The sequence below is a fragment of the Legionella worsleiensis genome (assembly GCF_001467535.1).
Taxonomy (GTDB): Bacteria; Pseudomonadota; Gammaproteobacteria; order Legionellales; family Legionellaceae; genus Legionella; species Legionella worsleiensis.
Genome location: NZ_LNZC01000002.1, coordinates 357,390 through 380,585, shown reverse-complemented (window position 1 = coordinate 380,585; position 23,196 = coordinate 357,390). Strand labels below are relative to the sequence as shown.

The following is a 23,196-nucleotide window of genomic DNA, read 5'->3' as shown; positions in this document are numbered from 1 at the left end:
ATCCATTTAATTCCCTCCCTAAAATTAAGGGCGGAATTCTAATGCTTTTTATTCAAACTACAAGCTCATGTGCGTAACATAAGTGAATGACAATGAAATAAACACAGTGCAACCCAGATCCTTCATTGATTTGTTTAGCCCCAAAACAATTGATGAAACAATCAGCACTAGAGCTTGCCATCCAAAAGTGTTATTGAATAAAAAGGGTTACTGAACGAACATCACATCAATTTTCACTTGGACTACATTGGATGGTAAACTTACAAAAACTGGAAACACCTATGCCAACATTCTACCTGGTGGTAATTGCACGCTGAGTTATACGCCTGGTAAACCAGTTATTGCGCAAATAAATTTTACCATCCAGGGTAGCAATACTAGATGGTGTCTTCACGAAGAATAATTTCTGTTAATCTTGGGTAATTTTGACGAAAAATAATGCAGATGGCGGTGTCAGATTAAATCAAAACTAATTAAGCTTATAGTAGTTATCAGTTAGATCTGCAATTTCAATACTGATGGAGACACCATCAAGCGCTACATCATTCACAATTTTTTCAAGAAACTGGAGTATTTTTTTTCCAACCATATTTTTAACATCAGCTGTTCTTCCAGGCAGGATTTTTATTGTTACATGGATGAATAAATTATTCGGCGTATTACCAACCAGATACTGCTTATAAGGAATTACTCTACTTTTACAGCTGGACATTTGAGTTGGAAGGAAATCCGACAAGATACTATGCAGCTCAAGAAATATTGATTCAAATGACAGTTTTGATTTAATTTCGTCACTACATTCAAAAATAATATGGGGCATGCTGAAGTCACAGTTTAAAAAAATTTATTCTATCAATAAACGAGGGTCTGTTGAAAGTGGGTTGTTAAGACATTGAAAAGTTCGGGCAAACTCGTACTATTCAGGTTCTCACATAAGAACACAACGAGTGTGCAATGACTAGACATAGGCTCAGAGATGAGCATTGGTCAAAGCTGTCATGTGAATTGTCAAAAAAGTGAATTGGCCCATTTGCACACGTATCCTTATAACCCCCACATTGGTGATGATCGATTTTCAAACCCTAATATTGTGGGCTTCTTCACGCTGCATAAAATCTCCATCAGGAAGTACTAAGATGACTACACAGGGAGCCTGGCAACTAAACGTTACTAATGGCGCACCAAGCACGATAAATAAGAACCTGGATTTTCATGTCATATGTCTCAGAGCATTCAATCCTTCATCCCTGGTTTATTTTTATATTGAGGTAGAAAAAAAGCCTCAACATTCTTTTTATGATTAAATTCGCTATTGTTTACGTTTATTCATAACCAATAATTAATGAGCACAAATATCTTGAGAGCAAACACTACTTAATCACATTAATGCTTCACCTCGCAAATCAAAAAAATCTGTCCTAATATGTAATTGAGACCCTAAAAAAGGATAATTCATCATGATAAGGAAATTACTTCTCGCAACAACTCTGGCATTAAGCAGTGCGTTAATACCTTTTGCTTCCAATGCGGAAGAATCTCCCTCCCCTAACGAGATGCCAAAAGACAACTGGCTAAGTTCAATGACTCCTTTATTACCGGATCTTATCTGTAAAGGTTTTTTGCAGGATGCTGATTTGAAAAAAAGATTTGATGAAATTAAAATGACTTATGAGCAATGCGTCACTTTAATTCCAGCAAGCACCAGCAAATGTCAAAACGAGCTTTACGCCAAAATGCCTGATAAAATCAATAGTGAAAGTGCTGGAACCTGGGGCCGATCACTTGGAGAATGTATAGGTAGGGATTTTGCTGAAAAATATTTGGTTCCAAAAAATTAAAAAGACTCAATACGAAACCAACCTGCTTTTAATACCAAGGCAGGTTGATCTCTTTTCCTGAAGCAAAAAGACAACATCAGAGCTCATCATTCCAATAACTAACACCTGATTTTTTGGTTAATAAACTAACAAAATCATGGTGAGCCTTAACTTCTTCTTCACTTGCCATAATCACTACAGGATTAGTCAAACGCAAAACATTTAACTCATTACCTTGAATGGTTGACGTATTACTGGCCGCTTCTGTTTCCGCAAATAAACTGGTTTGACCGCCAGTCATAGCCAAATAAACAAAGGCAAGAATCTCCGCATCAAGTAAAGCGCCATGTAACTGTCTGTTGGAATTATCTATACTGTATCGTTTGCATAGAGCATCAAGACTGTTGCGCTGACCAGGATGTTTTTCTCTGGCTAGCTCAAGAGTATCCAAAATATCGCAGTAGTCTTGCAGTTTTTTCTTCCAGTGTACGTGTCTTAATTCTGAATTGAGAAAACCGACATCAAAGGGCGCATTGTGTATTACCAGTTCCGCTCCGCCAACAAATTGAAGAAAATCGGAAACCACGTCTTTAAATAAAGGCTTATCTTGTAAAAACTCATTACTGATACCATGAACACGAAAAGCCCCCTCATCCACTTCTCGCTCGGGATTGAGATAAACGTGATAATGTTTTCCCGTTAACTTTCTATCAATCAATTCAACACAACCGATCTCTATCACTCGGTGGCCTTGTTCAGGTCCAATACCGGTTGTTTCAGTATCTAAAATGATTTGCCTCATTCGTTCCACCGTATCAGGTTAATTCTGTTATTCCCTGGTTGGCCAAAGCATCAACCAGATCATTTTCCAAATGCCCCGAATGCCCCTTAACCCAATGCCAAGTGACTTTATGAATGGACGCAAGTTTGTCTAACATCATCCAAAGATCAGCATTTTTTACAGGTTCTTTTTTGGAATTACGCCATCCATTTTTTTTCCAGGAAGTTAACCACTCCTTCATCCCCTGCTGAACGTATTTGGAATCGGTATATAAATCGACTTCACAAGGACGCTTTAGAGACTCCAGGCCTTTGATGGCAGCCATTAATTCCATACGATTATTGGTTGTTTGCGGCTCGCCACCATGCAAAGTCCGCTCAACACCCTGATATCGTAACAGTACACCCCAACCTCCTGGTCCAGGGTTTCCTTTACAGGCGCCATCTGTGTATATTTCAACTATCATAAAAATCAATCCAGGTCATATTCAGCATTACAGTGCATAGCATAACAAGAAAAATCTTCTACACCTATTATTTCCTTAGTTTGATCCCTGCAATAAAGTGCAAAAATAATCGCATTAATTTGCCGTAGGGTGGATAGAAAAATACCCCTGAAGAAAACAAACCCTTTATCAACACCGGTTTTAATTGAGAAAAAGTATCAAATCCTTCTTGCCCATGATATTGCCCCATTCCACTATTACCGACACCGCCAAAAGGCAAATCGTCAATTGCAACATGCATCAACGTGTCATTAACCGTTAGAGCACCGGATAAGGTATGGGTGACAAGGTATTTTTTCTCAGCGCTGTTTTCGCCGAAATAATATAAAGCCAAAGGATTGGGATGAACATTAATGTATTCCACTGCATCCATAAATGAAGAGTAAGAAAGGATGGGGAGGATGGAGCCAAAAAGTTCTTCCTGCATGATCTTCATCTTATCGGTAACCCCAAAAATGAGATAGAACGGTATTTTATTAATACGTTCTTTATGCTCTCCAAGCTGAACCACACGAGCCCCTTTTGCTGTGGCATCATCAACCAGATCCAGTAAACGCTGCTTATGATGAGCGTTGATAATATTGGAATAATTATCATTATTCACTAAATTGGGATAATGTTCGCTGATAAACTGCTTGAATTCTGCCTCAACAATTTCCTCCCATCCCGCTGGAATTAATAAATAATCAGGAGCAATGCAAGTTTGTCCTGCATTATACAGTTTCCCCATAAACAAACGCTTGAAATATTTTTTATTCATGGTGGTTGATAAAACAGCTGGAGATTTACCGCCAAGCTCTAAAGTTACTGGCGTGAGATGCTCACTGGCCGTTTTCATAATTGATTTTCCAACCACAGTTGAGCCAGTAAACATTAAATGACCAAAAGGCAAGGCTGAAAATGATTTGGCAACTGCTACATCACCAACAATGATGCGGATGTAGTGTTCTAAACCGATTGAATGGATCAGGGACTGCAATACCAGTCCTGTATGATTCGATAACTCGGACATTTTGATCATCACTCGATTACCTGCAGCCAATGCATAAATGGCCGGAACCAAAGACAGATAAGCTGGATAATTCCATGGAACAAGAATACCGATTACTCCCAAAGGTTGAGGTACTACATAAGCTGAAGCAGGACGGAACATCCAGGATACCTGTTTTTTTCTTTTGGCCATCCATAGCCTCAAATTTTTTATGCAATAATTAATCGCATTAATTATTGGAACAATTTCAAGAAACAAGGTTTCCTCTACTGATCTGTGGATGAAGTCCTCATTGATTGCTTCAGCTATTGAATAGGCTTCGCTTTGCAAAAGCTTTTTTAGTGCCAGCAAAAGCTCTTTTCTTTCCCCTAACGAAGGATATGGATTGAGCTGATGCTCATTTTGGAGCGCCTCAAATTGAACCGACAAATCCATGGCCGTGTTCCTTACCTTGTTGTTTCAACGGTAAACGCTGCAAAAGTAAAATCCTCCGCCAGTATCCTTTGTTTTATTTTGGCAATATCCGGCGCAAAATAACGGTCTTTATCATAGGGCAGTATGTCTTTTCTTAATTTTTTATATACCTCATAAAGTCTGGGAGATGTTTTTAAAGGTTTATGAAATTCTAATCCCTGGCAAGCAGCAAGTAATTCAATAGCCAATATTGTTGCAGTATTATCATTCATATCATACAAACGACGGGCAGCACTGGTTGCCATAGACACATGATCTTCCTGATTTGCAGACGTGGGAATACTGTCTACAGAGTGAGGATGGGCAAGCGCTTTATTATCACTGGCACAGGATGCCGCAGTCACATGCGCTATCATAAAGCCTGAATTCAACCCGCTTTCTTTCACAAGGAATGCAGGCAAGCTGCTGAAATTTTTATCAATGAGTAATGCTATTCGTCGCTCCGCATTTGCGCCCATTTCAGCAATTGCCAAGGCCAGGTTATCTGCGGCCATCGCAATAATCTCACCATGAAAGTTTCCTCCTGATAAAATATCCTTATCTTGAGCAAACACCAGAGGATTATCAGAGACCGCATTTGCTTCCACTTCTAATGTTGCCCCGACAAACTGCAACTGATGCAGGACTGCGCCCATAATCTGTGGTTGACAACGCAGGGAGTAAGGATCTTGTACGCGATTACAAAGCCTATGTGCTTCTCTGATCTCACTTCCTGCTAATAAACTGCGATACATAGATGCCACCAAAGATTGCGTTTTGTGGCCACGGGCCTCATGTATTCTGGCATCAAAGGGCACATCACTGCCATTAGCTGCATCCACAGATAAAGATCCAGCAATTACCGCAGTTTCAAATAATGTTTCAGTGGTGAAGAAAGCCATAAGTGCTAAAGCGGTAGAAACTTGCAAGCCATTGAGTAAAGCTAACCCCTCTTTTGCTTCTAACTCCAGAGGAGTTAATCCCGCAATTTTCAAACCATCAAGTGCGCTGATTTTTTTACCTTTATAACGCACATGTCCCTCACCGATCAGAGGTAAGGACATGTGAGCTAAAGGAACCAAATCCCCAGAGGCTCCAACAGATCCTTTTGCAGGTATGCAGGGATAAACTTTATGATTGTAGAGTTGAATCAATGCTTCAACTACTTCCATCCTTACTCCCGAATATCCTTGTGCGAGATTATTAATTTTTAGCAAAAGGATTAGCGCAACAACATTATCCGGAAGCAGCTCACCTGTTCCACAGGCATGGGACAAAACAATATTTCGCTGCAATTGCTTCAGATTTTCATTTGAAATGGTCTGATTCGCTAGTGAACCAAATCCTGTGTTTATCCCATAAACTGTTTTTTTATTTTTAATGATTTTTTTTACGGTTTGATGCGATGCTTCGATCAAGCCCAAAGCAGTGTCTGATAAAGAACATAACAAACCATTAAATATACTGTATTTAATGGACTGCAGGGTCAATTTCCCTGGTTGCAGAATAAATCCTTCAGACATTGACATGCTCCTTTTGAAATTCCATGGGTAACCACAATGAGTTTTCTTTTGCACACTCTTTTGCAAGCTCATATCCTGCATCAGCATGGCGCATCACCCCGGTAGCCGGATCATTATGCAATACTCGGGCTAATCGCTGTGCGGCTTTTGCAGTACCGTCTGCCACAATAACTACTCCGGCGTGTTGAGAAAAGCCCATACCAACACCTCCGCCATGATGAATACTGACCCAGGTAGCGCCACTGGCACAATTTAACAAGGCATTGAGCAAGGGCCAGTCGGATACCGCATCACTTCCATCCAGCATTCCTTCTGTTTCTCGATTTGGACTGGCAACTGATCCTGAGTCCAGATGATCTCGCCCAATTACTATAGGTGCTTTGACTTCTTTATTTTTAACCATCTCATTAAAAGCTAAAGCTAATCTCGCCCTGTCTTTCAAACCAACCCAGCAAATTCGTGCGGGAAGTCCTTGAAAAGCAATACGCTCTCTTGCCATATCCAGCCATTGATGTAAATGTTTGTCATGTGGAATCAGTTTTTTTACCATTCGGTCTGTCGCAAAGATATCTTCTGGATCTCCAGATAAGGCAACCCATCTGAACGGTCCAATTCCCTCACAAAACAAAGGCCTGATATATGCAGGAACAAATCCCTCAAATGAAAAGGCATATTCCTCGCCAGCCTCCATGGCCATTTGACGAATGTTATTTCCATAATCGAATACCGGTATTCCTTGTTTTTGAAACTGCAACATGGCGTGAACTTGCGTGGCCATTGATTTTTTTGCTGCATCCACAACCTTGCCTGGATCAGTCTTTCTCGCCTCAATAGCCTGCTCCAAAGTCCAACCTGCGGGAAGATAACCGTTTAGAGGATCATGAGCACTGGTTTGGTCAGTGACCAGCGAGGGCTTTGCTCCACGTTGCAGCAATTCAGGATAAATTTCGGCAGCATTGCCTAAAACTGCAACGGAAATGGGTTGTTTTCTCTGGCATGAATCATCTATCCATGCCAGAGCTTCATCAAGATTAGTGGTGTATTTATCAAGATATTTGGTTTTAATGCGTTTTTCTATTCGGCTTAAATCACACTCAACTGCCAGAACACTCGCTCCTGCCATAGTACCTGCCAGAGTTTGCGCCCCTCCCATACCACCTAAACCACCAGTTAAAATCCAACGTCCGGTCAAATCCCCGTTATAATGTTTTTTGGCAGCAGCAACAAAAGTTTCATAAGTACCCTGAACAATTCCTTGTGAACCTATATAAATCCAGCTACCAGCGGTCATTTGGCCATACATCATCAGGCCTTTTTTATCCAGCTCGTTGAAGTATTCCCAATTAGCCCAGCGAGGAACCAAGTTTGAATTAGCAATAAGAACACGCGGAGCATCTTCGTGAGTAGTAAATACACCAACAGGTTTTCCTGATTGAATGAGTAATGTCTGATCATCATCCAATGCCTTCAACACGTGAACGATTTTATCAAAACAATCCCAATTTCGGGCTGCTTTACCAAGCCCGCCATAGACAATTAACGAATCAGGATCTTCTGCCACATCGGGATCCAGATTGTTACACAACATCCTTAAAGCCGCTTCAGTTAACCAACTTTTGGCTTGCTTTTCTGTTCCTCTACCTGCAGTAATTACCCTTTTATTCTTGTCTTTCATCAAGAACTCTCCATTTCTGTGAAAAATTACAAACATCATACACGAGACAACTTGGTGCGTGAATCTGACAATTAATTAAATTTTTCAGAGTAATTAATCGTTTTTAAAGCCTGTCTTACAGACAGGGCAAACGCATCTAAATTATGAACATAAATCTCCACCCTTTTGCCTACGTCCTGCGCTTTATGCGCAGGATCCATGCGATCTTAGTGCAGGCAAAGATCTGGATTCTGCGCATAAAGCGCAGAACGTAGGCGTCTTGGTCTTAGATAATACGTTTAGATGCGTTTACCCTGGTCTTATAGCGCATTAGTGGTTAATATCTTTCATCATGTGTTATCATTACTCGAAGTGGATTAAAAGAAATACTCTAAGTGAACAACCTATCAGACAAACATCCTAAGTCATTGCACATATTTTTTGCTACAGAGATGTGGGAACGTTATGGTTTCTACGTGGTTCAATCATTATTAGCACTGTATCTGGCTCTTTACTTTAAGTGGGATGACAAACAAATTTATGCCTTGGTTGGTTCCTTCACCGCATTAACTTATCTCTCCCCTTTATTGGGTGGCTGGATTGCCGACAAACTCATAGGTCAGAAAAGAGCAACTTTAGCCGGCGCTTTTATTTTGTTTTTAAGTTATTGTCTTTTGTCCACGCTTGATAATAATCTGGCGCTAACGGCATCTTTAGCTGGAATTGCGGTGGGTACCGGGTTATTGAAACCCAATATTTCATCTCTTCTTGGTAATGAATATGCAATAGACTCACCCAAAAGGGAAAGCGGCTTTACTATTTTTTACATGGGAATTACCACTGGAATCATTTTAGGCACAACCCTACCCAGCAAACTGGCAGAAAGTTTTGGCTGGTCGGGATCTTTTTTTAGTGCGGCATTGGGAATGATTGTTTCCTTTCTTGTATTTCTCTATGGCGTTCATCGATATAAAATCAAAGACTACAATCCCAATGTACTTGAGTTTGGCAAAAGCATCTATGCAATACTGATTCTGGCTGGTTTATGGACGCTTTCCTTCTACATTTTAAATTATCCAAATCTGGCTAATCTCGTTTTTGGACTGGTGGTATTATTTTCCGCTTTGTTTATTTTTTACTCCGTAAATAACGAAGACTCTAACCAGGCTCGGCAAACTTTGGTTATCGGTTTACTGTGCATTATATCGGTACTCTTCTGGGCATTTTATTTTCAAATGTTCATGTCTTTGACTTTGTTCATATCTCGAGTTGTAGAGCCGACCTTCTGTGGTATCAAATTCCCGCCACCTTATTACATTACGATACAAAGTTTGGGAATGCTGCCTATTGGATATTATTTGGCAAAAAAAAATCAGCATCACCACTTAATTGAACGGGGTTTGAGCACCGGAAAAAAATTCGTATTAGCCATGTCTTTGATGACGCTGGCCTACGCAGTTATTGCGTTTTCAAGCAGTTTTACCAGTAATAGCCTTTTATTATCACCATTATTAATTATTCCAGCATTTTTAATAATTTCTCTAGGAGAACTCTTAATTTCTCCTGTTGGTTTATCAGCAATAACCTTTCTTGCCGATAAAAACAAGGTGAGTACCATGATAGGCATATTTTTTGTGTCCCTTGGAATAGGTGGATTTCTATCAGGAAAATTAGCTACCTTGACAGCCATTCCCCCAGGTGAGACAAATATTGTTGTCTTAAAATCAGTTTACTCTGCTGCATTTACTTACCAATTAGGCATATTATTCGTATCTACCCTGGCATGTCTGGTTTTATATGCGGTAATAAAGTTTTTGTTAACTCATATTCAGGTATCTGAATAATGACGTTTAACCCTTTTTATATAAGCCATTTGCTGATATCATTTGGCGCTTTTTGATGGAAGATTAACACACCTATGTCTGATAACCTTATGTTAAATACCTTGTTAAAATCACTTGAAGACATTAATGCACTCAATGTTAAAGTGATTGACGTTCACAAACAAACCACCATTACTGACTACATGATTATTGCGTCTGGCCGTGCATCACGTCACGTAAAGGCCATTGCTCAAAAAGTCATGGAAGACATGAAGCTTGCGGGATTACCAGCACTTAGCTCCACAGGGCTTGAAAGTGGTGATTGGGCATTGATTGATTTTGGCGATTTCATTCTTCATGTCATGCAGGCCGAGAGCAGACAATTTTATAACCTTGAAGGATTGTGGGAAGAGCAACCTGCTTCTTGAACTTTCTATGTTAAAAATAACCATTATCGCTCTTGGTAACAAAATGCCCGACTGGGTAGTTAAAGGTTCAAGTGATTACATCAAACGCTTCAAAGACGGTATTTCATTAAAAATCATTGAAATTCCGTTAATAAGCCGCAGCAAATCATCAGACCTGTCTCGAATCATGGAAAAAGAATCCAATATGATCAGAGAGGCATTACCCGGTGGGGCAAGAATTATCGCTCTGGATATTGAAGGAAAAAGCTTTGGTAGTGAAGAATTAGCCGAAAAAATCACTCAGTTGCAACAGATTTCCAGTCATTTTTGCTTCATTATTGGTGGACCCGAAGGGCTTTCCAAAGATATTCTAAGTCGTTGTGATGAGCGCTGGTCTTTATCAAAGCTCACGCTTCCGCATCCACTGGTCAGAATAATCTTGCTCGAAACGCTATACAGAGCATGGACTATTATGAATAATCATCCTTATCACAAATAACAATCAAAAATCCTGTTCTTTAGTCATCTTGCTCGTTAACGGAGTAAAAAATCACCGAACTATGACGTACCCCATGTTAATGATGCCCTTGCACTATTTTTTAAAGTAATGAAAATCATCTTGCATGGATATTTGTTGGTAAATAATCCTGATTTAAGTTACTATCAGCAACTTGGTTTGTACTCTAAACTTTACTGTGTGCGATGCCTCTGAATCAGTCCTTCAAAAATTACCGTGCAGAATCACAAAACCAGCGTTTCAGGCTTAATTTACTAGTCGCTCTGTTGCTCATTCTGTCTTTAATTTTGATTCTCAGGTTAGCTTATTTGCAAATATCTGAATTCAAACGCTACCAAACGCTGTCGTTAAAAAATCAAATGAGTATTATTCCTATTGCGCCTCCAAGAGGGGTTATTCTTGATCGCAATGGAGTTTTGCTTGCCGAAAACGTACCTGTATACGTGCTGGAAGTGATACCAGAACACGTAAAAGACATGAAAACCACCCTGGAAAAACTGCGTGAATTACTGCCCTCAATTAGCGATGATGACATAGAAACATTCTATAAGGCTCGATCACAAAACCGTTCTTTCGTACCCATTCCCCTTAAACTGAAGTTAAATCAGGAAGAAGTCGCAACATTTGCAATCAACCAATATCGTTTTAAAGGGGTAAATATAAAAGCCCGGTTAATGCGCCATTACCCATTAGGTGAAATGACTGCTCATGCTCTAGGTTATGTAGGCAGAATCAATATAGACGAATTAAAAAAAGTAGATCCCACCAACTACCGTGCCACCAATTTTATTGGCAAGGCAGGTATAGAAAAATATTATGAAGATATTTTGCACGGTAAAGTAGGTTATCAGATGACTGAAACAGATGTCAGCGGGCGCACTCTAAGAGTCGTTAACAAAATTAATCCGCACTCTGGAGCCAAACTGTATCTCAGTCTTGATGTCAGACTTCAGGAAGCCGCTTACAACGCATTAAAAGGAAAACGAGGTGCCATTGTAGTTATTGATTCCCATAATGGCGAATTATTGGCTATGGTCAGCTCCCCAAGCTTTGATCCCAATATCTTTGTCGGAGGCGTAAGCACCAAAGATTACAAAATTTTATCCAATGCTTTGCAAAGACCTCTTTTTAACCGTGCAGTACGTGGCGTTTATCCTCCGGCATCAACGATTAAACCATTTGTAGGGCTGGCGGGACTGGATAAAGGTTTTGTCACCACCTCTTCCGAAATCTGGGATCCTGGCAAGTTCAAATTACCTACCGCAAGTCATGTTTACAGAGATTGGAAAAAAACAGGACATGGCGTTGTTAATTTTAAACGGGCTATCGCTGTCTCTTGCGATACGTATTTTTATCAATTAGGTCATAAAATGGGAATAGCCAATATTGAAGACATGTTGGTTAAATTTGGACTTGGACAACTCACTCACGTTGATCTTCATGAGGAGGCTAACGGTATTGTTCCCAGCGCTCGTTGGAAAAAACAAACCAAAGGCGTTTCCTGGTATCCAGGCGACACATTAATCTCGGCTATAGGTCAAGGTTTTATGTTAGCAACTCCCCTGCAAATGGCAAACGCTACTGCATCTCTGAGTCAACATGGCCAAAGGTTCAGGCCACATTTACTCACCAAAACGGTAAACAGCGATACAGGAGAAATTGAAGAATACAAACCTGTAGAAGAATACCCCGTCTATCTAAAAGACGAAGCCAATTGGGATATTGTAGCCGATGCCATGCACAGCGTGCTGACCAGTAATGAAGGTACTGGATATCGGTTTGGACGCAATCCACCCTACCCTGTTGCCGGAAAGACCGGAACAGCCCAGGTATTCAGCGGCAGGCAGTATGAAAAATCAAAATACGAAGACATCCCGGAGGCACTTCGTGATAACTCCTTGTTTATCGCATTTACTCCGGTTGACAAACCAGACATAGCGATTGCCGTTGTGGTTGAGAATGATGTCATTGCATCAACAGTAGCTCGTAAAGTCCTCGACGCCTATTATCAAATACATCCGATTAAAGTGAATCCATGAACAGACATCATTCCAAACCCGTGTACCGATTTACTGCAAAAGCGCTGCATTTGGATTTTCCATTGCTTGGTTTATTATTGACCCTCATTACTTTTGGTCTTTTGATCCTTTACAGTGCATCTAACGCCAATATGGGTATGATTTTACGTCAATCCATGCGACTTATTATCGCATTATTGATCATGCTGGTTCTTGGATTTATTCCCCCTCATAAATATAAAATCTGGACTCCATGGATTTATGGCACGGGTTTAGCGCTTCTTTTGGCGGTTATGTTAATGGGAAAAATTGGCAAGGGAGCGCAACGATGGCTTGAGCTTGGGCTTTTTCGTTTTCAACCATCTGAAATAATGAAACTTGCGGTTCCCATGATGGCTGCCTGGTATTTTGATCGCCAAGCGAATCCGGGAAGTCTGCGCTCTATATGCATTGCCGGAATAATCATTTTTATTCCAGCACTCTTGATTGCCAAACAACCTGACCTGGGTACTGCAATAATGGTTGCGTCAGCAGGGTTGTGTGTGGTATTTCTTGCCGGAATTCGTTTTAAATTAATTTTATTGCTGATCATACTGATGGGTTTGGCTGTTCCAGTTGTATGGCACGTCATGCACGATTACCAAAAACAACGAGTTTATACTCTACTCGACCCCGAACAAGATCCACTGGGTGCCGGTTATCATATAATCCAATCCAAAATAGCTATAGGATCAGGCGGGCTAATGGGTAAAGGCTGGCTAGAGGGCAGCCAATCCCATTTAAATTTTTTACCAGAACATGCAACGGATTTTATCTTTGCAGTAAGCGGTGAAGAATTTGGCTTTGCTGGTGGATTTGCCATTATTGCACTTATTGTTTTAATCTCGTTGAGAAGTTTGAATATTGCCAGTAATGCCCAAACCAGCTTTACCCGATTGCTTGCCGCAAGCCTTGCCATGTCTTTCTTTTTATCCGGTTTTGTAAATATAGGCATGGTCATGGGAATTATACCAGTCGTGGGAATTCCTCTCCCATTGGTTAGCTATGGCGGCACTGCTATGGTTACATTTTTAGCCAGTTTCGGGATATTAATGTCTATCAGTTCGCATCGAATTTTATTTAACAGCATCAATTAAAACCGGTTATGACAATTGGCGTTGCACTTACAGCAACGCCGCTACCGGCCCGTAGCTTCTTCTGTGGATTATACAAGGTCCCAAACGAACTAAAGCCTCTCTATGTGCAACTGTAGGGTATCCTTTATGATCCGCAAAACCATATCCAGGGTAAATTTTATCAAGCTCCTCCATTTCCTCATCACGTAATACCTTCGCAAGAATAGACGCAGCACTTATCGCAGGAATCAGGCTGTCCCCCTGAACAACAGCCTTACAGGGCATAGAAATTTTGGGAATATGAATGCCGTCAACCAAAACAGCTTCAGGCACAACAGGCAAAGCCTCTACCGCCCGCTGCATTGCCAGCAAGGTGGCATGATGAATGTTTAATGCATCAATTTCCTCAACTTCTGCTCGTCCATAAGCAAATGCTAAAGCGTTTTCTTTAATCTCTAATGCCAGCTGCTTGCGTTTTTTTTCACTCAATTTCTTTGAGTCTGCAAGCCCTGCGAGAGGCTCTTTTAAAATAACAGCAGCTGTAATTACAGCACCTGCCAAGGGGCCTCGCCCAACCTCATCTACTCCGGCAATTATTAAAGCGTTATCAAAATCCATTGTATTATTCTCTCTAATCAGTAAGGTGTGAGATAATACCCCGATAAAATTGATTTATCACCTAAGAAATGCGATCATGCGTACAAATTATTAGCAAATGAAGAACCATGAATAAAATTCGATGCGCCGTAATTGGTGTTGGTTATCTGGGTCGATTTCATGCCCAAAAATATAAATTAATTCCTAATGCAGAATTGGTTGGCGTGTGCGACAGAAATCCTGATGTAAGCACTGCGGTAGCCAATGAGCTGAATGTAACCCCTTTTTTTGATTATCGTGATTTATTTGGCAAAGTTGATGCGGTCAATATAGCCGCTACAACAAACAAACATTATGAAATTGCAAAAGCATTTTTGGAACAAGGCATACATGTTTTAATCGAAAAACCAATAACCGAAACCGTAGCTGAGGCAGAAGAGTTAATCCATCTTGCAGCAGCTCATAACGCCAAGCTCCAAGTCGGTCACCTGGAACGATTTAATGCAGCTCGCCTTGCGGTAGAGCCTTATTTGGATAACCCCTTATTCATTGAATCCGAGCGTCTTGCTCCTTTTAATCCAAGAGGAACCGATGTCAATGTGATTCTGGATTTAATGATTCATGATATTGATATCATTCAAAATATGGTTAAAAGTCCAATTTCCTCTATTGTTGCACAAGGAACGCCAATATTGACCAAAGAAATCGATATTGCAAACGCCAGAATAACTTTTGCAAATCAATGTGTGGCCAACGTCACGGCAAGCCGCATCAGCTTTAAAACAGAGCGAAAAACTCGAATTTTCCAAAAAAATTCCTATATTTCGATTGATTATCATAAAAAAAAGTTTGCTGTATTTAAAAAAGGGACTGGTGAATTATTTCCAGGAATTCCTGATATTACCAGTGTTTCTCAAGAGTTCGAAAAAGGCGATGCCTTACTAGAAGAAATAAAAGCGTTTATCCATTGTATTGAACAAGACCACACGCCGCTGGTAACAGGACAAGAAGGACGTGATGCGCTGCAAACAGCAGAACAAATTACATCGCTAATCCATAATAATCTCAGCGAACACTATGCTTAACACGAAACATGTAGTCATTGTTGCAGGCGAAGAATCCGGTGATGTGCATGCGTCAGTTTTAATAAATCAGTTAAAAATGGCATATCCCGGCATACGCATTAGCGGTATAGGCGGCAAACACATGCAAAAAGCCGGTGCTGAGCTTATTTCTGATTTGGCACGTTATGGCGTTACTGGATTTACTGAGGTATTTGCCTATTTTAATATCATTCGTAATGCATTTAATGCTATAAAACATCATCTTAAAACTCAAAAACCCGATTTATTAATTCTTGTTGACTATCCCGGCTTTAATTTAAGATTAGCAAAATATGCAAAGAAAATATTAGGGCTGAAAATTCTCTACTACATCAGTCCACAAATTTGGGCCTGGAAAGCTAATCGAATACATACGATCAAAGAGTGTATTGATAAAATGGCAGTAATTCTGCCTTTTGAAAAATCAATTTATGAGCAGGCTGGTGTACCAGTGTGTTTTGTTGGGCATCCTCTCGAAAAAAAAATATCGTCTACTCCCGATGCTGTATCCTGCAGAAAAGCTCTGCAATTACCATTAGATTCGCCTGTATTTGCTCTTCTGCCAGGAAGTCGCACCCATGAAATCGAACGCCATATGCCTGTTCTAAGAGACACAGCGAAACGAATACATGACGAAAACCCAAAGATACATTTTGTTATTCCCATTGCAGGTACTGTTAATGAAGAGAACATTCTCTCCTTTTTTAGAGAACTCAATCTACCCATTACCTTTGTGCAGGGCAAAGCTTTGGAATGTATGTCAGCTGCTGATTTTGTTATCGTTGCATCTGGAACCGCATCACTTGAGTGTGCTTTGCTCCAAAAACCTATGTGCATCATATATAAATCTTCATTTTTAACCTATCTCATGGCCATGCGCTTGATTAAAGTGAAATATCTTGGCTTGTGTAACCTTCTGGTTAATAAAATGATGATCAGCGAATTTTTACAATACGATTGTAATGCTATTGAAATATCTCGATATATTTCTCGTTTTCATGAAGATTCTGAGCAGCCAGACAAAATGATCAATCAGCTTTCGGCCCTAAAAGAGTCTTTGTCCGCAAACAAATCCGACTGCTCTTTGTTTGAACTCGTAGAGAGTGAATTGTCCTAAAAAAATGCGTGGTTTTCTTTAGAAAATATAGATAATCAATTAACCTTCATGTACAATAAATCTTGCTTTCATTTATTCAAGTGCGAGCAATTGGATTGTATGATTTAATTAATAATAAGGAAGTTAAGATGAATGTCATTGATACACAAGCGGCGACTCAAAGCATCAAACAAGAACAAGGTCTACAAGATTTAGTGTACAGTTTGGTTACCCGCTTTCTTGCCGAAAATAAATCCAAATCAATTGATGATCTTTATGACATGATTTTGTCAGAAGTTGAGCCACCTTTACTTCAGGCCGTTATGGAAAAACGCCGTGGCAATCAATTGCAGGCTGCCAAAATGTTGGGAATCAGCCGTGGTACCATCAGGAAGAAACTACAACGTTATTTCGGCACCAAATATTTTCGCTTAACTGACGAATAAAACCTGCTTATTCGGATCAGGCTCGTTTAACGAGCCTTTTTTTTTACCAAGATCCCGGCCGGGGTGCTTCACTGAAAAAATGGCGAACATTCAGTCTTAAGTGGTGCTCTTGAAAAACCCTGTCGCATCAATTAATTTTATTCCCTGCCCAAATAGGGGTTCTTCCACAGGATCCCTATAAGTTGTTTTATCATTTAAAATTACATGCCTGCTTTTATATGTTGTACCTATATCTTAGGTAATTAATACGATAGTTCTTCAAGAAACTCTTCTAAATTATGAATTACCGCCCTAAGAGATTGGTTCAACTGGCTTATTTCTGCAACTTTAAAATCTTTGGTTGCTATAGATTGCATCATGAATCCCTGCTTTTCCAGTTCCATGCAGGCTTTTTGAGCTTTTTCGGTCAGAAAAAAGTGATAACAGCGTTTATCTTTTTTATTTTGCTTTCGCCGGATTAATTCATCACGTTCCATACGCTCCAAAATACCCACAACAGTTGGCTGCTTCAATCCGGAACTTTTGGTAAGTTCTTTTTGATTTTGACCGTCTTTTTCCCAAAGTCTAACCAAAAAAATAGTCTGGCTGTATGTAACTCCCAGTTCTTCCAAATTGATATTGGCCGTACGCTCGAATAAACGAGCTGCCTTTTTTATTAAAACGCCGGTATGTTCATCAAGATTAAATGTCATTTCTTCCCCGTATTAGGGCTTCTTAGTGGGAATTTACGTAATTTCCCAGAACACCCTTTCACCCCTTTTTCTCTTAGGGCGTTAGCTAGTAAATTGTTTTATTTATTATTCAGGTTCAGTCAACCCATTTTTTATTGATTACCAACATGTCGCATTGCGACAAAAAAGTAAAGCTATGACTGACTTTGGAGTATTTCACAAAAAAAAATATGTGCATTAAAGAACTTTTTTATCTGGAATTGATTATTCAAATCCATTTAATAAATTGTCCACTTGAATAGAATACACATCAATAAAAGCCCTTTTTACCGCCCCTATTTTTTGATAAAAATTTTGCCCTTGCATATTATCCTTCATGCACCACAGATTCAAACGCCCAATATTTTTTTCTTGGGCAATTAAAGCGAGTTGATCCATATAGTTGATTCAGATCATTAACTCGCACTGTTCTGATGGTATAATCAACACTGGTTTTATCCATTCACTCCTCATATCACTCAGAAAGCTAATCGGTTGAGATTCAAAAATTGACCACCGTTTTTAAAGAAAAGAGCCAGTATACAGTTAACCACAGTAAAGCTAAATGATGCAGCTTATATTTTATTATTAGTACACAATAAAAAGATGGCTGACACTGAAATACGAAAAGAATTCTATAAAATTATTTTGCAGTAAACATCACAACAGCTCATCCCCAAAAATAAAAAATCCGCACTATATGCCAGCGTTTTATCTGGCGGCAATATTATAAAAAGAAAATGTCATTATTCAAGCCAAATAAACGAGCATCAATCAAACCAGAGTCTACAGCCCAAACCAGCAAGGAGTTCAGAGGGTAGTTATGGTAATCCCTTACCTCTTGCAAAGTCTTTTTTTAAGTGAACCAGATAAATTACATAGGACGCTATATATATTGACAAGCTCATTGTCTCCGAGTAATCTGCCCTCTGAGAGCACTCTCTCTTTGTTCAATATTTTGAAAGGATATCAGATGTTAATAAATAATTTGCGTTTTATCTCCCTGGCTTCATTACTCTTCGCCGGTACCGCTTTTTCAGGCACTTCCGCTCCTTTACTTGCTGTCGTTGAAGAAAATGCCAATCATGTCAGTATCTATAATCCGGAATCTGGCAAAAAACTCGGCAGCTTGGAAATTGGCTTTTTACCGCATGAAATCGCAGTAACCAAAGATGGAAAAACAGCTTATGTCAGTAATTTCGGCATTAGGGATTATGATAGTGGCTCGGGTACGCCGGGAGCATCTATTTCAGTCATTGATTTACCAAGCCTAAGTGAACAATATCGTTTATATACTTTCGATCCGGCGGATTATAAAGATTATGAGCAAATTGATAGTGCACCGCACGGCGTCAAATTACGTCCTCCTTATGAAAACCAACTATTCGTCAACGTTGAAAAAGGACACAAAGTGTTGGTTTTTGATGTTAATGAGAAAAAACTGGTTAAACAAATTCCTGTAAATTCTAATACGCATAATCTGTATTTTTCTCCTGATGGCAAAACCTTATGGTTGATGGCTGGCAAGGATGGAGTCATACGTGTCGATGCAGATTCGGGACAGGTTACCGGTTCAGTAACACTTCCCACTGCGGTGCGCGGACTTAAGTATACGCCTGACAATCGCTATTTGATGGCTTCAGCAGTAAATCAAATTGTTTTTATTGACCCAGATAGCATGACAATTCAAAGACAGTTCAACAACTTGGGGGTTGGCCCAATTCTATATTCCGATATAACGCCTGATCAACGCTATATCATCGCACCGGCTGCCTTTGATCATCAAGTCATTGTTATTGATGTCGCATCGGGTAAAGTCATTAAACGACTGGTTACCGGATTGAACCCGATAAATGTCCTTATAAGCACTGATGGTCAATTTGCTTATATATCCAATGCAACAGATAAACACATTTCCAAAATTGACCTTAATTCCTTTGAGGTAACGTCCTTCCGAACTCATGAAGGACCAAATGGATTAGCCTTTATTCCCTCTTTTAAGAATAAGGCACATAAAACCCTGACATTGGGTGTTGCACTACCCTTCACCGGTTCAGATGGCCTCAAGGGACGAGAAATGATGCGTGGTTACGAATATTGGCGTAGTACTCTGACGAAAGCAGGTGGACTTGTCATTGATGATCAGGCTTATGATGTAAACATTGTTTATCTGGATACGGAATCTCAACCTGAGAAACAGACAACCCTGACCCAAGAATTGATTAGCCAATACAAAGTACAAGTTTTGCTCTCCACTTACGGTGATGCAGCTTATGCACTTGAAAAAAAACAAGCAGAGTCGGCGCAGATCCTGATTACCCCAAAACTCACCGAAGCGATGCCGTGGCAGCCTGATGATCTGGCCAGAGGGCATGATTATTTTATAACGACGCATCTCTATGAGCGAGGTTATATTGCACAATATAATTTTAAACCGTCATCTTGGTCAGCTCAAGCCACAACGACAGGCTTGCTTCTACAAAATGCGCTGCAAACAGCTCATTGCCTGGATAAGGATACAGTGACCAGAGTATTCGATGAAAACCACTTTGATTTCTTTTATCCTTACAATAATGGGAGTGTCAAATAATGTTTCTAATCATGCGAGTTTTATTAATTCTAGGAAGCATGATAAATTCGAGCTTTGTTTTCTCTGCAGCTTCCATAGATTATGTCTTTGCTCCAGAGGATCAAAGACATGTGCTTTATGTTCCAGATCATAACACACGTTCCCCAGCAATTCTGTTATTACATGCCAGTACAGGTATTGAAAAAGTAAATTACGATTGGGCGACACGCCTTAAAGATCGTGGGTATGTTGTTTATATGATTGACAGCTTCAAACCTCGAGGCTGGGAAGACAGGCGTTCAGTTGGTTGGGAAAAAGCAACCCAGGCACAACTCGAAGATGTGTTACCAGCTTATGAATACCTTCGTCAGCTCCCTTATGTTGATGCGTCACGCATTGGTATCCTTGGTTTTTCCATGGGAGGATTTGATGTGCTTAACGTTATGGAAGCAAACCCGGCTTCTGTGCAAAGATGGCATAATTTGCCATTCAAAGCTGCTGCTTCATTTTATCCCGTATGCCATCGTATTGCTGCAAGTACACAACTACGTAAAAACACCAAAGTGTTCATAGGCGAGGATGACGACAGAGCCCCCACATCCGATTGCATCCGTTTAATAAAAAACAGTCATTCATCAGATAATCCAGTATCGATTTTGATTTATCCGAACGCATTGCATGGATTTGATAACTTTGAATTCCCAGAGTCCAAAGAAATTGTTGATGAACAAGGCGAACATTATCATATTGGTTTTAATGAGCAGGCCAGACAAAAATCCCTGAAGGATCTGCCCGATTTTTTTGATGCTGTTTTAAAATAAATTTATGAGGAACCTTGAATAATGACAACAATTGCTATCGTAGGCATGGGAATCAGTGTTACAGCTAGCTTTTGTCAAATAGTTAACCATTTGTTATCTATAGAGCCACAGCTTGAATCCGACATAACCATTGCGCTTTTTGAAACTAGGGAAGATCATTTTGCTACAGGAGCCGCTTATAGGATAGATGCACCGCATATTTGGACGTTAAACAATCCAGCAAAAGATTTCAAATTTATTCCAGACGCACAACCTTTGAGCGACTGGATTACAGATAATCTTGCGAATTTACGAATCCAATTTCCGGAAATGAATGAAGAATATTGTCCTCGTGCAGTAGTAGGGCATTTTCTTAAGGCGCTCTATGCTAGCCACAAAAGTAAAGCGGAACTTCACGGTATAAAGGTAATCGAGCATTTTGAGAAAGTTCTTGATTTCGATCCACTGGACGCTGATAGATGGTCACTTAAAACACAAACATTACAAATTGAAACCGATTTTTTGTTTTTGTGTTTCGGACATGTACCTGCACATCATTACCCTCATCTGGAATCAAAACCCGGCTATTATTCAGTAACAACGCCACTCTCCGCTTTCGATGACATCCCTTCAGATGCGCCTGTTTACATATTGGGTGGACAAGCCAGTTTTGTTGATTATGTTGTTTGGCTGGCAGTAACTAAAAACCACCAGGGAATGATGACATCCGTAACCAGAAACCCATCCATCATTACGACAAAAGGCAACCCGGATACTTGTGATCCAGCACCTTTGGAAGTACTAAAAGAATCGCTCCTCACTCACACGCCATGCAGTATGCCGTTTTCATCAGCCAGGGATTTTTTTTGGAGAACATATAAAATGGCTGCAAAAGATCCAATTGATCCTCAGGCACAACCGTCTACATTGACAGCGTTATCTTATCAACTGGCTAAATATGAAAAACAAACTTTACTGCCAGAATCGACACCTTGCGGAAACATCGATGAATTACGAGCCTTTGTTAAAGCCTTCTATTTCAATGGTACCTATGAAGCATTTTGGTCTGCATTAACAGCCGAGGGTAAAGAGTCTTTTAACAGATTAATGTACACGCAAATAATGGCGTATTTAACAGGCATTACTCCTGTTAATACACGATTATTATTAGAATTATACAATTGCGGTCGAGTTATTGAAAAATCGGGATTGGTAGATGTTGAGTATGATGAAGAAAGTCAGGAGTTTTTACTTCGCTTTTCAGAGAGTGGGGTAGAAAAGGCAAAATACCTAATCGATACTTCAGGCTATAGCTATGACCTTACCTATTGCAACCTGGACTCACCTTTGCTTCAAAGTGCTTTAGTAAAAGGAGTACTGGTTCCAAAACCCTTTGGTGGTATTGAAATAAATGACGCCGGTCAGCCTAAAAATATCAATGGAAAAGTTCAACCCACCCTCTTTTGCATTGGACCGGTTGCTTCTTTTGGTGATAAATACCCGACACCGCACGCTTCTTTTATGGTTTACAATGCCTCGGATAAAGCAGCAACAATACTGGGTGATTATTTGAAGATGCCGTCTGGTACCAGTCAAAGCCTCAATAACTATTAATCAGGATAACACCATGTTTACTCAATTGATTCTATATATTTTTATCCTGATTTATCTTATTAATAATGCTTTTTCTGTTCGGCAAAGTATCCCTTCAGTATAACGCAACCACTCACTACATTTAAATTTTAAGGACGATTTATATGATAATGCCAAGAGTAAGAAACCCAATATCAATAATTTTAATACTTGTTTATTCTAGTAGTAATTTGTTTGCAAGTACGATAGAAAATACACCAATAAACCAGAAAATAAAAATTGTAGGAAGAGAGGAAGGATTAGCATTTTTTAACCTTAATGTAACAACCTTTTATTTTACTGAAAAAGAATGTGGAACTGATTGTAGGCGCATTATGTTAACTTCAAATGAACATAATACCACTGGAACAATATCATTTACCCTCCAGGATAGGCATTACTGTCATGCTTCCGAGGGTAAGATCACTATTCCTTTTACTAACAATGGTAAATACATTACCACTCCTTTAAAAACATATAAGGTACGCCTTATGAGTCAATGGTGCCCATCTATATGGCAGGATGTCATCGTCACGGGAGACCCAGAAAATGGGTTTAAAATTAAGATTTATAGAGCAACTGAATGAAAACTCATTAACTAAGTCAAAAGCCATCTTTGATGGCTGCCTAAATGTTCTA

The 23,196-nt window shown here is 39.8% G+C and carries 23 protein-coding genes; 14 read left to right on the top strand and 9 right to left on the bottom strand.

What is annotated here, in order from left to right; all coding sequences use genetic code 11:
* Positions 1–469: 469 nt before the first annotated feature.
* A complete protein-coding gene (locus Lwor_RS01930; RefSeq protein WP_058492197.1) occupies positions 470–820 on the bottom strand; it encodes a 5-carboxymethyl-2-hydroxymuconate Delta-isomerase in 351 nt (116 codons plus the stop codon).
* A 316-nt stretch (positions 821–1,136) separates the two neighbouring features.
* On the opposite strand from Lwor_RS01930, the gene Lwor_RS13665 reads away from it, so the two are divergent.
* Both Lwor_RS13665 and Lwor_RS01925 read left to right on the top strand, forming a co-directional pair.
* Complete coding sequence (locus Lwor_RS13665; protein ID WP_157063116.1) at positions 1,137–1,304, top strand: hypothetical protein; 168 nt, start codon at positions 1,137–1,139, stop codon at positions 1,302–1,304.
* Between the two features lie 153 nt (positions 1,305–1,457).
* The gene (locus tag Lwor_RS01925) at positions 1,458–1,838 is read left to right on the top strand and encodes a hypothetical protein (protein ID WP_058492196.1); all 381 of its coding nucleotides are present in this window, start codon (positions 1,458–1,460) and stop codon (positions 1,836–1,838) included.
* 76 nt (positions 1,839–1,914) lie between these two features.
* Here the strand turns inward: Lwor_RS01925 and dnaQ are convergent, their stop codons facing one another.
* The 5 genes from dnaQ to hutU all read right to left on the bottom strand — a co-directional run bounded on the left by dnaQ (position 1,915) and on the right by hutU (position 7,748).
* On the bottom strand, positions 1,915–2,619 hold the full coding sequence (gene dnaQ / locus Lwor_RS01920) for a DNA polymerase III subunit epsilon (protein WP_058492195.1): 705 nt from the start codon (positions 2,617–2,619) through the stop codon (positions 1,915–1,917).
* Between the two features lie 13 nt (positions 2,620–2,632).
* Positions 2,633–3,064, bottom strand: coding sequence for a ribonuclease HI (gene rnhA, locus Lwor_RS01915; protein ID WP_058492194.1), 432 nt, complete (start codon positions 3,062–3,064; stop codon positions 2,633–2,635).
* A 67-nt stretch (positions 3,065–3,131) separates the two neighbouring features.
* Positions 3,132–4,529, bottom strand: coding sequence for a coniferyl aldehyde dehydrogenase (locus tag Lwor_RS01910; protein WP_058492193.1), 1,398 nt, complete (start codon positions 4,527–4,529; stop codon positions 3,132–3,134).
* An 11-nt stretch (positions 4,530–4,540) separates the two neighbouring features.
* Positions 4,541–6,070, bottom strand: a complete 1,530-nt coding sequence (gene hutH, locus Lwor_RS01905; RefSeq protein ID WP_058492192.1) for a histidine ammonia-lyase — start codon at positions 6,068–6,070, stop codon at positions 4,541–4,543.
* On the bottom strand, positions 6,063–7,748 hold the full coding sequence (gene hutU, locus Lwor_RS01900) for a urocanate hydratase (RefSeq protein ID WP_172458820.1): 1,686 nt from the start codon (positions 7,746–7,748) through the stop codon (positions 6,063–6,065). Before hutU ends, hutH begins: the two co-directional genes overlap by 8 nt.
* Positions 7,749–8,119: 371 nt before the next feature.
* Here hutU and Lwor_RS01895 point away from each other — a divergent pair, with 371 nt between their 5' ends.
* From Lwor_RS01895 to rodA, 5 genes are all read left to right on the top strand, one after another.
* Positions 8,120–9,568 (top strand): peptide MFS transporter, encoded by a 1,449-nt coding sequence (locus Lwor_RS01895; RefSeq protein ID WP_083501554.1) that lies wholly within the window; start codon positions 8,120–8,122, stop codon positions 9,566–9,568.
* A gap of 74 nt (positions 9,569–9,642) precedes the next feature.
* On the top strand, positions 9,643–9,975 hold the full coding sequence (gene rsfS, locus Lwor_RS01890) for a ribosome silencing factor (protein ID WP_058492190.1): 333 nt from the start codon (positions 9,643–9,645) through the stop codon (positions 9,973–9,975).
* A 7-nt stretch (positions 9,976–9,982) separates the two neighbouring features.
* The gene (gene rlmH, locus Lwor_RS01885) at positions 9,983–10,453 is read left to right on the top strand and encodes a 23S rRNA (pseudouridine(1915)-N(3))-methyltransferase RlmH (RefSeq protein WP_058492189.1); all 471 of its coding nucleotides are present in this window, start codon (positions 9,983–9,985) and stop codon (positions 10,451–10,453) included.
* Positions 10,454–10,656: 203 nt separating this feature from the next.
* Complete coding sequence (mrdA, locus tag Lwor_RS01880) at positions 10,657–12,510, top strand: penicillin-binding protein 2 (RefSeq protein ID WP_058492188.1); 1,854 nt, start codon at positions 10,657–10,659, stop codon at positions 12,508–12,510.
* Positions 12,507–13,625 carry a rod shape-determining protein RodA gene (gene rodA / locus Lwor_RS01875; protein WP_058492187.1) on the top strand — a complete coding sequence of 373 codons (1,119 nt, stop codon included), beginning with the start codon at positions 12,507–12,509 and terminating at the stop codon, positions 13,623–13,625. The genes mrdA and rodA overlap by 4 nt, the downstream gene beginning before the upstream one ends.
* Positions 13,626–13,652: 27 nt before the next feature.
* Here rodA and rnhB read toward each other — a convergent pair whose 3' ends face one another.
* The gene (rnhB, locus tag Lwor_RS01870; RefSeq protein ID WP_058492186.1) at positions 13,653–14,222 is read right to left on the bottom strand and encodes a ribonuclease HII; all 570 of its coding nucleotides are present in this window, start codon (positions 14,220–14,222) and stop codon (positions 13,653–13,655) included.
* Positions 14,223–14,329: 107 nt separating this feature from the next.
* On the opposite strand from rnhB, the gene Lwor_RS01865 reads away from it, so the two are divergent.
* From Lwor_RS01865 to Lwor_RS01855, 3 genes are all read left to right on the top strand, one after another.
* The gene (locus tag Lwor_RS01865; RefSeq protein ID WP_058492185.1) at positions 14,330–15,286 is read left to right on the top strand and encodes a Gfo/Idh/MocA family protein; all 957 of its coding nucleotides are present in this window, start codon (positions 14,330–14,332) and stop codon (positions 15,284–15,286) included.
* On the top strand, positions 15,279–16,421 hold the full coding sequence (gene lpxB / locus Lwor_RS01860) for a lipid-A-disaccharide synthase (protein WP_058492184.1): 1,143 nt from the start codon (positions 15,279–15,281) through the stop codon (positions 16,419–16,421). Before Lwor_RS01865 ends, lpxB begins: the two co-directional genes overlap by 8 nt.
* Before the next feature lie 128 nt (positions 16,422–16,549).
* The gene (locus Lwor_RS01855; RefSeq protein ID WP_058492183.1) at positions 16,550–16,846 is read left to right on the top strand and encodes a helix-turn-helix domain-containing protein; all 297 of its coding nucleotides are present in this window, start codon (positions 16,550–16,552) and stop codon (positions 16,844–16,846) included.
* 242 nt (positions 16,847–17,088) lie between these two features.
* Here Lwor_RS01855 and Lwor_RS01850 read toward each other — a convergent pair whose 3' ends face one another.
* Complete coding sequence (locus Lwor_RS01850) at positions 17,089–17,538, bottom strand: MarR family winged helix-turn-helix transcriptional regulator (protein ID WP_058492182.1); 450 nt, start codon at positions 17,536–17,538, stop codon at positions 17,089–17,091.
* A 243-nt stretch (positions 17,539–17,781) separates the two neighbouring features.
* Positions 17,782–17,955, bottom strand: a complete 174-nt coding sequence (locus Lwor_RS13660; RefSeq protein ID WP_157063115.1) for an N-acetyltransferase — start codon at positions 17,953–17,955, stop codon at positions 17,782–17,784.
* A 574-nt stretch (positions 17,956–18,529) separates the two neighbouring features.
* Here Lwor_RS13660 and Lwor_RS01845 point away from each other — a divergent pair.
* The 4 genes from Lwor_RS01845 (at position 18,530) to Lwor_RS01830 (ending at position 23,144) form a co-directional block, all read left to right on the top strand.
* Positions 18,530–20,146 carry a YncE family protein gene (locus Lwor_RS01845; RefSeq protein WP_058492181.1) on the top strand — a complete coding sequence of 539 codons (1,617 nt, stop codon included), beginning with the start codon at positions 18,530–18,532 and terminating at the stop codon, positions 20,144–20,146.
* Positions 20,146–20,946, top strand: a complete 801-nt coding sequence (locus Lwor_RS01840) for a dienelactone hydrolase family protein (protein ID WP_058492180.1) — start codon at positions 20,146–20,148, stop codon at positions 20,944–20,946. The genes Lwor_RS01845 and Lwor_RS01840 overlap by 1 nt, the downstream gene beginning before the upstream one ends.
* 21 nt (positions 20,947–20,967) lie before the next feature.
* A complete protein-coding gene (locus tag Lwor_RS01835; RefSeq protein ID WP_058492179.1) occupies positions 20,968–22,539 on the top strand; it encodes an FAD/NAD(P)-binding protein in 1,572 nt (523 codons plus the stop codon).
* Between the two features lie 143 nt (positions 22,540–22,682).
* Positions 22,683–23,144 carry a hypothetical protein gene (locus tag Lwor_RS01830; protein WP_058492178.1) on the top strand — a complete coding sequence of 154 codons (462 nt, stop codon included), beginning with the start codon at positions 22,683–22,685 and terminating at the stop codon, positions 23,142–23,144.
* The last annotated feature ends 52 nt before the right edge of the window (positions 23,145–23,196 follow it).